Source organism: Sulfuriflexus sp., assembly GCF_032250955.1.
Classification (GTDB): Bacteria; Pseudomonadota; Gammaproteobacteria; order AKS1; family AKS1; genus Sulfuriflexus.
Window position 1 is genome coordinate 1 of the sequence record NZ_JAVVES010000033.1, and the last position, 13,660, is coordinate 13,660.

General features: G+C 56.2%; 9 protein-coding genes. 6 read left to right on the forward strand and 3 right to left on the reverse strand.

Features of this window, described 5'->3' with window-relative positions:
* The first annotated feature begins 100 nt into the window (after positions 1-100).
* The 3 genes from RQ738_RS07620 to uvrD all read left to right on the forward strand — a co-directional run bounded on the left by RQ738_RS07620 (position 101) and on the right by uvrD (position 4,315).
* Positions 101-1,006: a PfkB family carbohydrate kinase gene (locus RQ738_RS07620; protein WP_314163727.1), complete on the forward strand. Its 906-nt coding sequence runs from the start codon at positions 101-103 to the stop codon at positions 1,004-1,006.
* 214 nt (positions 1,007-1,220) lie between these two features.
* Complete coding sequence (locus tag RQ738_RS07625) at positions 1,221-2,114, forward strand: DMT family transporter (protein WP_314163729.1); 894 nt, start codon at positions 1,221-1,223, stop codon at positions 2,112-2,114.
* A 32-nt stretch (positions 2,115-2,146) separates the two neighbouring features.
* Positions 2,147-4,315, forward strand: a complete 2,169-nt coding sequence (gene uvrD, locus RQ738_RS07630) for a DNA helicase II (RefSeq protein ID WP_314163731.1) — start codon at positions 2,147-2,149, stop codon at positions 4,313-4,315.
* Positions 4,316-4,907: 592 nt separating this feature from the next.
* Here the strand turns inward: uvrD and RQ738_RS07635 are convergent.
* Complete coding sequence (locus tag RQ738_RS07635) at positions 4,908-7,742, reverse strand: EAL domain-containing protein (protein WP_314163732.1); 2,835 nt, start codon at positions 7,740-7,742, stop codon at positions 4,908-4,910.
* A gap of 201 nt (positions 7,743-7,943) precedes the next feature.
* Here RQ738_RS07635 and RQ738_RS07640 point away from each other — a divergent pair, with 201 nt between their 5' ends.
* Positions 7,944-9,029 carry a TRAP transporter substrate-binding protein gene (locus RQ738_RS07640; RefSeq protein ID WP_314163733.1) on the forward strand — a complete coding sequence of 362 codons (1,086 nt, stop codon included), beginning with the start codon at positions 7,944-7,946 and terminating at the stop codon, positions 9,027-9,029.
* A gap of 26 nt (positions 9,030-9,055) precedes the next feature.
* Here the strand turns inward: RQ738_RS07640 and RQ738_RS07645 are convergent, their stop codons facing one another.
* Positions 9,056-10,441 (reverse strand): TRAP transporter large permease subunit, encoded by a 1,386-nt coding sequence (locus RQ738_RS07645; protein WP_314163735.1) that lies wholly within the window; start codon positions 10,439-10,441, stop codon positions 9,056-9,058.
* A complete protein-coding gene (locus tag RQ738_RS07650; RefSeq protein WP_314163736.1) occupies positions 10,434-10,973 on the reverse strand; it encodes a TRAP transporter small permease subunit in 540 nt (179 codons plus the stop codon). The genes RQ738_RS07645 and RQ738_RS07650 overlap by 8 nt, the downstream gene beginning before the upstream one ends.
* Positions 10,974-11,141: 168 nt before the next feature.
* Between RQ738_RS07650 and RQ738_RS07655 the strand changes: the two genes are divergently transcribed.
* Both RQ738_RS07655 and RQ738_RS07660 read left to right on the forward strand, forming a co-directional pair.
* On the forward strand, positions 11,142-12,203 hold the full coding sequence (locus tag RQ738_RS07655; RefSeq protein ID WP_314163738.1) for a cyclic nucleotide-binding domain-containing protein: 1,062 nt from the start codon (positions 11,142-11,144) through the stop codon (positions 12,201-12,203).
* Between the two features lie 43 nt (positions 12,204-12,246).
* Entirely contained in the window at positions 12,247-13,590 is a 1,344-nt protein-coding gene (locus tag RQ738_RS07660) for an outer membrane beta-barrel protein (RefSeq protein ID WP_314163743.1), read from the forward strand.
* Positions 13,591-13,660 lie beyond the last annotated feature (70 nt).

Consider the following 13,660-nt stretch of genomic DNA (forward strand, 5'->3'; position numbering starts at 1 on the left):
CCCTAATATCTGCGCGTATAATTCTTTGTCTCTCATGGCTTCTACGGTAACCTACCCACTTGATTTGGTGAAGAGCCTATATAAAAAGTGCGATATCAGAATGTATGAACATTCAGGCCGCCCGGTAATCTTCGGCGAAGTACTGTTTGATGAGTTCGCGGATGGTTCGGCTGTTCTCGGCGGTGCGCCCTTTAATGTTGCCTGGCACCTGCAGGGCTTTGGCCTGCGGCCATTACTGGTAAGCCGCGTTGGCCAGGATGAACGGGGCGAGTTGGCGTTTATGCGCATGCATCAATGGGGCATGGACATGCAGGCCGTACAGATCGATCCTCTCTATCCGACCGGAGGTGTAGAGGTCTCGTTAGAGGACGGTGAACCGGACTATGTAATACGGCCCGCCCAGGCCTACGACAAGATCAGTAGTGCCCTGGTTCTTGACCTTGTCTCGCACCTGCCCTGCTCACTGTTATATTGCGGCAGCCTTGCCCAGCGCGATGTGGTCTCGCGCAAGACTCTGCAACGGCTGCTGCTGGAACAGGCCTTACCGGTATTTGTAGACATTAACCGGCGGCCGCCCTGGCTGGATGAAGCCAACATAAGCACGACCTTGCATGCGGCCACTTGCGTGAAGATGAACGCCGCGGAGCTGGCTGCCCAGACCGGTTTACCGACCATCGATGACAAGAACCTGCAACACGCCATGGCGCTGCTGCATGCTCAATACAACATCCGGCATATCTATATTACCCACGCTGACAAGGGCGCCGGTTATTTTGGCGAGGCCGGCCTGCAAACCACCCTCGCCCGGCAGCCGCGAACTTTTGTCGACAGTGTCGGTGCCGGAGATGCCTTTGCCGCCGTGTGCCTGCTCGGGCAGATCCGGCAATGGCCGGTGTCGGTCACCCTAGCGCGGGCGAATGGCTTTGCCGGCATGGTGTGTGAAAAACGCGGTGGCTTGATTGAAGACCGGGCGGTTTACACAAACTTGTTACAGGAATGGGCTTGACAGTAATGGCGCGCCGCGCGCATTATTCGCGCCATGAATTTTTGCGCCCGAGACATTACCATGCCAGTCCTGAACCGAGTCCATTGGCGGCCTGCTGCCGTGTGTCACGTGAAGATGTAAGCGCCAGGCGCAAGCAGAGAGTTTTCACCAGGGCCACGGTTAATCTCCGTGGCCTTTTTTATTTTCCGCCATAACTTCAGCAGAGAGAAAGAGTATGTCCGTGCCAGCCGCCTACCTGGCGATTATTGTGATCTGGTCGACCACGCCGCTGGCCATCAAGTGGAGTGGTGAAGGAGCCGGTTTTATCGTTGGGGTCAGCATTCGTATGCTGATCGGTGCGGCATTGTGCCTGTTGCTGGTGCGCTTGTTACGCATCGAACTGCCGTGGCATAAACAGGCTCGCCAGGCCTATCTGGCCGGAGCCGTGGCCGTCTATGGCACGATGATGTTTGTTTACTGGGCGGCACAGCATATCTCCTCGGGGCTGCTATCCGTGATCTTCGGCCTGGCACCGTTGATGACAGGTATCCTGGTAGTGGTGCTGGGAACCGAGGCTCGGCCTGGGCCGATCCGCCTGCTGGGTCTGGGCTGCGCATTCGCGGGGCTGTTGAGTATTTTCGGCCTCAATGACAATGCCGGCGGCTCACTCGTATTGGGAGTGAGCGCCGTGCTGGTCGCGGTATTCCTGCATTCGGTGAGCGCGGTGTGGGTAAAACACACGGCAGCGGGCATACCGATCCTGGCCCTGACCGCCGGCAGCCTGCTGCTGTCACTGCCGTTGTATTTATTGACCTGGCTGGTGACGGGGACGGCGATGCCGGAGGTTATGCCGCTACGTGCCGGGGCGGCCATTATATATCTGGGGGTCGTCGGTTCGGTGCTGGGTTTCGCCATGTATTATTATGCCCTGCGCCATATCAGCGCGAGCAAGATGTCTCTGGTGACCCTGATTACCCCGGTGACCGCGCTTATGCTTGGGCAGTGGTTCAACAACGAGCAAATCGATACGGCCATTTGGACGGGCACTGCCCTGATCCTGCTGGGCCTGGCCCTGCATGAATGGGGTGATCGCCTGCGTCTGAAGGCCCCGCCCGGGGATCGCAGTTAGGGTCACCGGCGCGAATAAGGTAAAATTAACAAATGGATATAAGCGATCTACTCGACAACCTGAACGACGTGCAGCGCGAGGCCGTTGCGGCGCCGCCCGGCAATATGCTGATTGTCGCCGGGGCCGGCAGTGGCAAGACCCGCGTCCTCGCCCATCGCATTGCCTACCTGATCCGCACCGGCGAGGCGTCAGCACAGGAGATCCTCGCGGTCACCTTTACCAACAAGGCGGCGCGCTCCATGCGTGAGCGTATTGAGGGGATGCTGGATATGCCGGTACGGCAGATGTGGGTGGGCACCTTCCACGGTATCGCCCACCGTCTGCTGCGTGCGCACTGGCAGGAGGCCGGGTTACCGCAGGGGTTCCAGATCCTCGATAGCGACGACCAGCTCCGGACCGTGAAGCGGGTCTTGCGCAGCATGGAACTCGACGAGGCACGTTGGCCAGCCAAGCAGGCGCAATGGTTCATTAACGGGCAAAAGGATGAAGGCCGTCGGCCACAGCATATCGATCACCACAATGCGCCCTATGAATTGCAGATGGTAAAGATCTATGCCGCCTATGAGGAGGTCTGCAAGCGCAGCGGCCTGGTCGATTTTGCCGAACTGCTGTTGCGCCCGCATGAAACGCTGCTCAGGCATCCCGACCTGCTCAAGCATTACCAGCGACGATTCCGGCACATCCTCGTCGACGAATTCCAGGATACGAATACCATCCAGTACGCGTGGCTGAAACTCCTCGCCAGCTCCGGAAACCCGATGTTTGCCGTGGGCGATGATGACCAGTCAATCTACGGCTGGCGTGGCGCGCGCATCGAGAACATCCAGCGCTATACCGATGACTTTGCCAACACCCAGACGGTCAGGCTTGAACAGAATTACCGTTCCACGGGCAATATCCTCAACGCCGCCAATGCCCTGATCGCAAAGAACGATGACAGGCTCGGCAAGAACCTGTGGACGGAAGACAGTGACGGCGAGCCTATCCTGCTCTACGCTGCCTTTAACGACCTCGAAGAGGCGCGCTATATCATCAGTAATATCGAGACACAGATTGACAGGGGCACGGCAAAGAGCGAGATTGCGATCCTGTACCGATCCAACGCTCAGTCACGGGTCCTGGAATCGGCCCTGCAGCGTGCCGAGATCCCCTACCGCATCTATGGCGGCATGCGCTTTTTTGAACGCGCCGAGATCAAGGATGCAACGGCATACCTGCGCCTGTTGAGCAATCCTGACGATGATGCATCGTTCGAACGCGTGGTGAATACGCCGACGCGTGGCATCGGCGAGCGCAGTGTGCAAATGGTGCGCGATGTGGCCAAACAGAACAGCTGCTCATTATGGCAGGCCGCGCATGATGTGATCGACAACAAGCGCATTGCGGCAAGGAGTGCGAATGCCCTGCACGGGTTTATCAGCCTGATTGAAAAGATGACCGCGGTGAGCAAAGAGCTGGAGCTGTTCGAAAAGGTTGAGCACATGTTGCAGGCCAGCAATCTGCTCGCGACGCACCAGGCGGATAAAACCGAGAAAGGCGCCATGCGTGCAGAAAACCTCGATGAACTGATCACCGCTGCCCGTCAGTTCGAAAACGAGGAAGAAGAGCTTTCCGAACTGGATGCCTTCCTCGCCCATGCCGCACTTGAGGCGGGTGAAAAACAAAGTCGCGACGGTGAAGAAGGCGTGCAGCTCATGACCCTGCATACAGCCAAGGGTCTGGAATTCGACGTGGTCTATCTGTCGGGTCTTGAGGAAGGCCTCTTCCCGCATCGCATGTCACTCGACGAACCGGGTCGCCTCGAGGAAGAACGGCGCCTGTGCTATGTCGGCATGACCCGCGCCAAACAGCAACTGTGTATCAGCTATGCCGAGATCCGCCGCCTGCACGGCCAGGAACAGTATACCCAGGCCTCGCGCTTCCTTAACGAGATCCCGGCCGAATACCTGCGCGAGGTTCGCGCCCGGGCGAGTCATTCACCCTCCTCGTTTGCAGGCCGCTCGAATGATTCGGGCTGGTCGACACCGCAACAACTGACGGGTGGCTTCCAGATGGGCCAGCGCGTCAACCACGCCAAGTTTGGTGAGGGCGTAGTAACCAGCAGTGAAGGCGATGGCGCGCATGCGCGCGTGCAGGTGAACTTTTCCGATGTCGGCAGCAAGTGGCTGGTGATCGCCTATGCCAATTTGCAGGCAGTTTGAATAAAAGTCAAAAGCCCAACGCAGAGGCGCAAAGACGCAGAGAACACAAAGAAAAACCAAAAAAAAATTATGTCATTCCGGGGTATGCCAGAATCCAGTCTTTATAAATGATGAGATTAAGAATTATAAATATGATTAAATCTCTGCGTCGGGTTTTAATTGCATAAAGCTTTAACCGCAAAGGACGCGAAGTAACGCTAAGGAAAGCTACTAATAGCCAGTGTCCTGTTTACAATAAAATTGAAGGGATGGCCCCTGTAAATACCGGGAAAGGTATCCATATAACTTGCCAGAACATTCTTCGCGGTCTCTGCATTATATTTTAATTGCATAAACCTTTAACTGCAAAGGGCGCGAAGTAACGCCAAGGAAAGCTACTAATAACCTGTACCCTGCGTTCAGTAGAATTGAAGGGATGACCCCTGCAAATACCGGGAAAGGCATCCATCTAACATGTCGCGAATATTCTTCGCGGTCTCTGGGTTAGATTTTAATTCTATAAACCTTGTTCCTGACTGCAAAATTCTTTCTGCATATTCAATATCCGGGTTTACTTTGTGTGCCTTCGCGCCCTTTGCGGAAAAACTATTTTTTAATTAATCATCGCTGCGGGCCGGCCAAGGAAATGGCCCTGCGCATAATCGACGCCGATCTCTTTTAACAGGATCAGGGTGGCTTCATTCTCCACTGACTCGGCAATGGTCCGTTTGCCCAGTGCGTGCGCGACCTGGTTCATGGAGTTGACCATCGCCTGGTCAACCGGCGAGCCCGCCAGCCCCTGCACAAAGGTGCCATCGATCTTCAGGGTGTCCACCGGCAGATGCTTCAGATAGGTAAAGGAGCAGAAGCCGGTGCCGAAGTCGTCAAGTGCAAAGCGACAGCCTATATCGCGCAACGCAGCGATAAAGCGTGAGGCCGCATTCAGATTGGCAATCGCTGCGGTCTCCGTGATCTCGAAAGTGATCGAAGACGGCTCGATGCCGGTTTCATCGATTGCCGCGCGGATCAGCGGCAGCAGGGTATGGTCTTCAAATGCGCGCCCCGAGAGGTTGATGGCAAAGCGCACCGGGTTGCCGTCATCGCGCAGCCGAGCCAGGGTGCGTATAGACCGGGCCACGGTCCAGCGATCAATATTATGGATGAGGCCAAAGCGCTCGGCGGCAGGCATGAAGCCCCCGGGCAAGATGGTCTGGCCATCATCAAAAGGCATTCTTAGCAGGACTTCATAGGATTCGATATTGCCATCATTGATACCAACAATCGGCTGGTAGGCAAGCTCGAAACGATCATTATCCAGTACTTCGCGCACCCGCGCGGCCCAACCCATATCTTCGGCCATGCCAAGCTTGTCTTTATCTTCCGGGTCGTAGATATAGGATCGGTTACGGCCACGATTCTTCGCCAGGTTGCAGGCCAGGTCCGCCTGCGCCAGCACTTCATCGGCGGAGCTGGCATAGTTATCGATAATGACAACCCCGATGCTGCAGGTGACATTGAAATTGGTATTTGCGCTGAAGAAACTATAATTTTCCAGCATTAGCCGCAGCTTTTCGGCGGAAGGTTTTACATTAACGGCCTCGATGTTATAGAGCAGCAAAGTAAACTCATCACCGCCAAAGCGGGCCAGCAGGTCACCTTCCCGAATATGTGTTTTGAAGAGGTCGGTGACTTCAAGCAGGAGCCTGTCGCCGGCGGCATGTCCAAGCGTATCGTTGACGTATTTAAACTGATCGAGGTCGATATAGAATAGTGCCGCACTAGTACCACTGCGGGCAATGCGGGCGACCAGCCGCTCCAGTTCTTCCTGGAAATAATGACGGTTAAAGAGGCCGGTCAGAGAATCATGTTCTGCCTGGTAGGCAAGTTGTTTTTCGTAGGCCTTTTGCTCGGTTATGTCGTGTGCCGTACCCAGAATGTGTGTCACCTCACCAGAGTCATTGATCCGGCCGGTAGCATTGAAGCTCAGGTAATGCCGGTTGCCATGAGCATCACTATGGACGGTCACGTAATGTACCAGGTCATTGCCCTGCAATACTTGCGCAAAGGCCTGGCTATCGCGCTCCAGATAGCCGGGGTCCGAGAACTCGGTAATGTTACGCCCCAGCATTTGTGCGGGGCTATAACCATAAATATTACTGCTGGCGTTATTCAGGTAGGTCCATTGACCTTGCGGGTCAAGACTCCAGACCAGGTCATGGGCGGTCTCGACCAGGTCACGATAGCGCGCTTCGGCAGCGCGTAACTTTCGTTCCGCAGCCTTGCGTTTGGAGATATCGGCAACCAGACAAGTGAACATGCAGATGCCACTCTGTTGCATCTCGCTGACCCGCAGGGAAATCGTGACAGGTTCACCGGCGCGGTTAAAACAGTCGAGCTCTCGTTCAGTGGCGTCACTGGCGGCAAGTTCCTGCAGGTTGGTATTCGCGAACAGCCGTGAGCAGTGCTGGCCGATGATCTTGACTGCACGATAGCCGAACAGGCGTTCGGCGGCGGGATTAAAGGTAACGATCAGCCCTTGTTGATTGATAACAATAATGCCTTCCGAGGACGTGTCGAAAATGGCGCGGGTATGTGATCGCTGGTTACCAAGGTGCTGAAACAGGGTCGAAAGGGTTTGCGTAAGGTAACCGATCTCATCCGTGGATTGCGGGCGAAGCTGTGCCAGCTGCTCGTAACCGGAGACATCATTACCGGTTAATACCTGCTGTACCGGGCGGAGTGAACGGGTTGTGGTGCGGATGGTCAGAGCGGTAATGCTGATATTGACGAGACCCAGCAGGGCCAGCACCAGCAGGGCCAGTGGTGACTGGTAGCCGGTATGATGCCAGTAAAAGAGCATCAGCACAGCGCTGGTGAGTAACGGCACAAAGCCCCCCACCAGCATCAGCTTCGACTTGATGCTGAAAATCGGCGCAGTAATGCCGATGATGCTGACGACCCTGCCGAGGGTATCAATGGCCATCAAATACAGCGGCAGGCCAACCAGGATAGCGACAACGAGCTGGAGCAGTATCAGTTGCCCGAACGTGGCAAGTTCAAAACCGTGGCCCCCGGTTGTTGACCAGAAATAAATTTGTGGCGCGATCAGAACGTAACAAAGATAAAAGCCCCAATAGTTCCTGCCAAAGTTTTGTAGGCGTTGATGGACATCGGGCGGGGCAAAGCGCGTGGCGTGAGTCGAGCGTAGCCAGCGCTCAATCGGAGCGAACAGCAGCCAGGCATAGCGAATGATCCAGAACAGCATAAAGCAGATGAACAATGGCAATAAAGCCTGCTGCATCGCGAATTGTAAATCTGCCCAGCCGGCCAGATTGAAGGTGGCCGCCGCCGCATGCGCGATAAACGGCATGACGATAAAGCTTAGCGCCACGATCGCGGTGAAGCGAGCACGGATTGCTGCCAGAGATGAAAGGTCGTTTTTTGCCAAGGTACTCGCCGCTAGGCTGAATTTATTATGATTACCTTAATATGCAGGGGATTCTAGCACGCTGGTTTTATCTTATTCAGTTATTTTAACGTCGCCGGCAAGCCGCGTGCGAAAATTGCCGCCTGGCAGGGCATCGGCTAGACTGTTGCCAGCGCTTGGTCTTTGTGCCCGGAAAATCTGAAAACGACAAGGAATAAACACATGCAACGACGTGACTTTGTAAAGAAGCTCGGTAGTGGTGGCTTGCTGGCCGGCAGTGCCCTGGCCGCCCCGGCGATGGTGAATGCCGGTAGCAGGACCGAGGTCAAGTGGAAGATGGTTACTACCTGGCCAAAGAACTTTCCGGGTCTGGGCACCGGCGCCAATTACCTGGCAAAGTTGATAGGTGAAATGAGCGGTGGTCGCATCCAGGTCAAGGTCTACGGGGCCAAGGAACTGGTGCCGGCCTTTGAGATCTTCGATGCCGTATCCCGTGGCACCGCCGAGATGGGTCATGGCGCGGCCTACTACTGGAAGGGTAAAAGTGAGGCGGCACAGTTTTTTGCCGCCGTGCCTTTCGGCCTGACGGCGCAGGAAATGAACGCCTGGTTCTATCATGGCGGCGGCATGGAATTGTGGCAGGAGACCTACGCCCCGTTTGGACTGGTGCCGACCGCTGCCGGCAATACCGGCGTGCAGATGGGCGGCTGGTTTAACAAGGAGATCAATTCCGTCGCGGACCTGGATGGCCTGAAAATGCGTATCCCCGGCCTCGGCGGCGAAGTCCTGCGCCGCGCTGGCGGTACACCGGTAAGCCTGCCCGGCGGTGAGATCTTTACCTCCCTGCAATCCGGCGCCATTGATGCCACCGAGTTCGTGGGGCCATACAATGATCTTGCCTTTGGTCTGTACAAGGCCGCCAGGCATTACTACTACCCGGGCTGGCACGAACCGGGCACGACGCTGGAGTGTTTTGTGAACAAGAAGGCGCTCGAGGCCCTGCCCAAAGACCTGCAATCGATCGTTATCAATGCCTCGCGGGTCGCCAACCAGGACATGCTGGCCGAGTACACGGCGCGCAATAACCTGGCGCTGGGCACGCTGGTTAACAAGCACAAGGTTGACCTGCGGCGCTTCCCTGATGACGTCCTGAAAACGTTACGCCAGCTGTCCGACGAGGTCGTGGCTGAAATCGGCGCCAAGGACAAGCTGTCAAAGAAGGTCTTTGAGTCGTACCGACATTTCCGGGATCAGGCCATGGCCTGGCATGATATCTCGGAACGTGCCTATCTTAACGCCCGTGGCTGATAGCCTGTCAGCGGTGGGGAAGCGGCTTAACCGTAAATCTGCGTGGGCAGCCAGGTTGCCAGCGCCGGCCAGAGGGCAAGGACGCCGAGGGCCAGTAACTGGATGCCGATAAACGGCATCACACCTTTATAAATGTCACCGGTCGTGACCCCCTCCGGGGTGACCCCGCGCAGGTAGAACAAGGCAAACCCGAAAGGCGGGGTCAGGAAAGAAGTTTGCAGGTTGATGGCGATCATGACGCCAAGCCAGACCGGGTCGACGCCCATGGTCAGCAGTATCGGTCCGACGATGGGTACGACCACGAAGGTGATCTCGATAAAGTCGAGCACGAAGCCGAGCAGAAACATGAACAACATGACCACCAGCACGGCCGAGAAAATCCCCCCTGGCAGGCCGGTCAGCAGATCCTCGACCATCTCGTCACCGCCAAAGCCCCGAAAGACCAGTGAAAAGATCGAGGCTCCGATAAAAATCAAAAACACCATGCTGGTCACCCGGGTGGTGCTTTGCATAACTTCACGCAAGCGCGGCAGGTCAAGCTGACGCTGGCTGATGGCAAGCAGGATCGCACCCACCGCCCCCACCGAGGCCGCTTCGGTGGGGGTGGCAATGCCCGCCAGGATCGAACCGAGCACGGCAATGATCAGGGCCAGCGGAGGCAGCAGCACCTGCATAACCTGTTTGAATAGTTGCCTGCGATTCATGCCGGCGCGCTCAGCGGCCGGCACTGCTGGCATGCTGTCGGGCCTGAACACGGCCATGACGAATAAATAGCCCAGGTACAGGCCGACCAGCATGAGCCCGGGTAGTAAGGCCCCGGCAAACAGATCCCCTACCGAGATATTCTCCGGCGCAAAGATACCCATATCCAGTTGAGCCTGCTGATAAGCCGAGGACAGGACATCGCCGAGCAGGATCAGGACAATCGAGGGCGGGATGATCTGGCCGAGGGTACCCGAGGCACAGATGGTGCCGCAGGCCAGCGCCGGGCTATAGCCGCGCTTGAGCATGGTCGGCAGCGAGAGCAGGCCCATGGTCACGACCGTGGCGCCGATGATACCGGTACTGGCGGCGAGCAGCATACCGACCAGGATAACCGAGAAGCCCAGCCCGCCCGGCCTCGTGCCAAACAGGCCGGCCATGGTATCGAGCAGCTTCTCAGCGACTTTGGAACGCTCCAGCATGACCCCCATAAACACGAACAGGGGCACGGCAATCAGGGTTTCATTGGTCATGATGCCAAACAGGCGGTTAGGCATGGCGGCAAGGAAGGCCGCATCAAAGTGGCCCAGGGCGTTGCCGATTATCGCAAAGGCCAGTGCCGTCCCGGCCAGTGACAGGGCCACCGGGTAGCCGCTCATGAGCACCAGGCAGACGGCGAGGAACATGAACACGGCCATGTATTCAAGCATCGGTTGTTTCCTCTGAACCGAGTATAATAAGCAAGTTCTTCAATAACATAGAAAGTCCCTGCAGGCTGAGTAGCCCAGCCATGAGGAGGATGCTGGTCTTGAGCAGAAAGACCCCCGGCAGCCCCCCGGCCTCGCGTGAGCCCTCGAAGAGCTGCCATGAATCAGTAACATAATCCCAGCTGCTGGAGAAAATGTAGACGCATACCGGCAATAACAGCAAGAGAGTACCGAGGACATCGACAAGGGCCCGGCCCCGGCGGGACAGTCGCCGGTAAAAGATGTCGACCCGCACATGGCCCTCGTGGCGAAGGGTATAGGCCGCGCCAAGCATGAAGACCAGCGCGTGCATAAACAGAATCGATTCCTGCATGGCAATCCAGCCGACCCCGAATACATAGCGCAAAATGACCACCGTGAACTGGGTCAAAACCATGCCCAGGGTCAGCCAGGCGATGGCCCGGCCGCAGATATCATTGAAATCGTCAATGTAGTGGCCGATGCGGGAGGCGATGACGAGGGAAGATTGTTTCATGACTGGAAAATAGGGTTTAAGACCATAATAATTGCGTTAGAATAGCAAGATTAGGACGACAAAATGAGTAAGAATGTAAAATGAATCTTATTTTGTACCAGAATTGTCGCACAAGCGAATCTGCCTCGCCTTTTGCGGGCACTCAGGGTGTGAGCGGTGATATAAAGCATGGGAAATTCGGAAAAGAAGATAAACAGTCGCGAACTCGCGACCCTGGTGCCGATTAACGCCCTGACCCAGGAAAATTTTGAAGAGCTGGCCCGCAAGACGCACCTTCAGGCTGTTCCGGCCGGCCGGACCCTGTTTAAACAGGGTGAGACAGATAAACACGCGGTTTATGTTATGGAGGGTGAGGTTGAGCTGACCGATGACACCCAGACAAGCACGATCACAGGGGGGAGCCCGGAAGCACGCCACCCGCTGAGTCCGCAACAACCCCGCGCCCATCTTGCCAGGGCGAAAACAGATTGTACCGTGGCCATTGTCGATCGTGACCTGCTGGACGTCTTGCTGACCTGGGACCAGTCTTCCAGTTACAAGGTGGAGGAAATCGAAGAGAGTGACGCCGACGCTGACTGGATGTCACGTTTATTGCATACACCGAGCATCATGCAATTGCCGGCCGCCAATATTCAGTCCCTGTTTATGAAACTCGAGCAGGTGCCGGTAAGGGCGGGCGAAGTCGTGATTCGCCAGGGGGATGAAGGCGATTATTATTACATTATCAGCGAGGGCCGTTGCCAGGTCTCGCGCCTGTCGCCGCGTACCCGTGAAGATGTGTTGCTGGCTGAGCTGGCTGCTGGTGAGGCATTCGGCGAAGAGGCGCTGATCTCGGAAAACCAGCGCAATGCCACCATCACAATGCTGACGGACGGGGTCTTGATGCGTCTCGGCAAAAGCGATTTTATCGAGCTGATGAAGGAGCCCCTGAATAGCAAGATCAGTTATGCCGATGCCGGCAAGATGGTCGAACAGGGTGCGGTCTGGCTGGATGTGCGTCTGCCAAGTGAATTCAGTAACGGCAGTCTGCCCGGCAGCGTCAACCTGCCGCTGTTCTTCCTGCGAAAAAAGGCGGATGAAATCAATAATGAACGCACTTACATTATGGTCTGTGATACGGGCAGGCGCAGTGCCTCGGCAGCGTATTTGCTGGCCGAACGCGGTTTTGATGTTTATGTGCTGGAGGGGGGATTGAATGCCATCCCGGCCGACGCCAATGCGGTGTCGTAGTAGCTGAAATCAGAGCAACAAAAAAAATACAGGTTTATCACGCATGTTTAGACTTAATAAGAAAAAATGGTCCGGCGTCCTTCCTGCGCTGGCACTGTCCCTGTGCATGAGCGGTTATGTACAGGCAGCCGGGTTTAATGTCAGCGAAATAGAGGCACTGCTCAAACAGGGCAAGGCCGAACAGGCCTACGAAATCGCCGTGAAGTTTCGTGACCAGCTTGAAGGCGAGGCCCGGTATGATTTCTATTATGGGGTCGCGGCGATCGACAGCGGCCATATCAGTGAAGGTGTATTTGCACTGGAGCGCGTCGTGCTGGCTTTTCCCAGAGACGACCGGGCCAGGCTCGAACTGGCCCGCGGTTACTACCTGCTGAATGAATTCAGCCGTGCCCGCCAGGAATTCGAACGGGTACTCGATCACAAGCCGCCCGCCGCCGTGGCAGCCAATATCGAAAAGTTCCTGAATGTTATCCGTTTGCGCGAGGCAAGTTACCGCAGCACATCGTCGGCCTATGTCGAGCTGGCCATGGGCACCGATAGCAACATAAATGGTGCACCGGCGGATGCCAGTTTTATCAGCCCGATATTCGGCGCCCTGACCCTGGGTGGCGGTTCACTTGAAGAGAGTGATACGTACATGTCGATTACGACGGGCGGGCAGTTAAGCCACCCCTTCGAACCGGGCAAACACCTGACCCTCGGCGCAGATGTCTCGGCCCGTTTTCATGCTGATGATGATGACTTTGAGACCGAGATGTGGAATGTCTATGCCGGCGTGAACTGGCTGAGCGGCGAGGATCGTTTCCGCATCATGGGCCAGGTACAGGCTTTCGAGGTCGCCGACAGCGACAACCTTAACCTGGTGGCCCTGAATGGCGAGTGGGCGAGAAGCCTTAACAAGGCCACCCAGTGGGTAAACTCGGCACAGGTCGCCCAGTTGGGTTATCCGGGCCAGAGCTCGCGCGATTCCACGCTGTATACCCTGTCAACCGGCATTGTGCATACCTATGCCATCGAATGGCAGCCGAGTGTCGGCGCCAGTGTGTTTGCCGGTTACGAGAACGCACACCACGGTTTTGGTGCGGCGCGTGCCGCCGCCGAGCGGCGCTTCTACGGTGTCCGCCTGAAAGGCCAGATAATCCCGTTGCCGCGGCTGAGTATCAGCGGCAGCCTGTCGGCACAGAACAGCCACTTTGGAGAGGAAAATCTCTTTGTCGGCAAGACCCGAAATGAAAATCTTTACCAGGCCAGTATCGATGCAAAATGGTTGCTGGACAGGAACATCAGCCTTGGTGCCGGCGTGAGTTATACACGGAATGACTCGAACAGTGTCATTAATGATTATGATCGAACCCAGACCAGGCTCAGCGTCCGCTACGACTTCTGAGGGTGTGAATAATGCACACTCAGGCGGTAATTATTGCCGTTAAGATGGCTTCGAAAATGGCCGATAATAA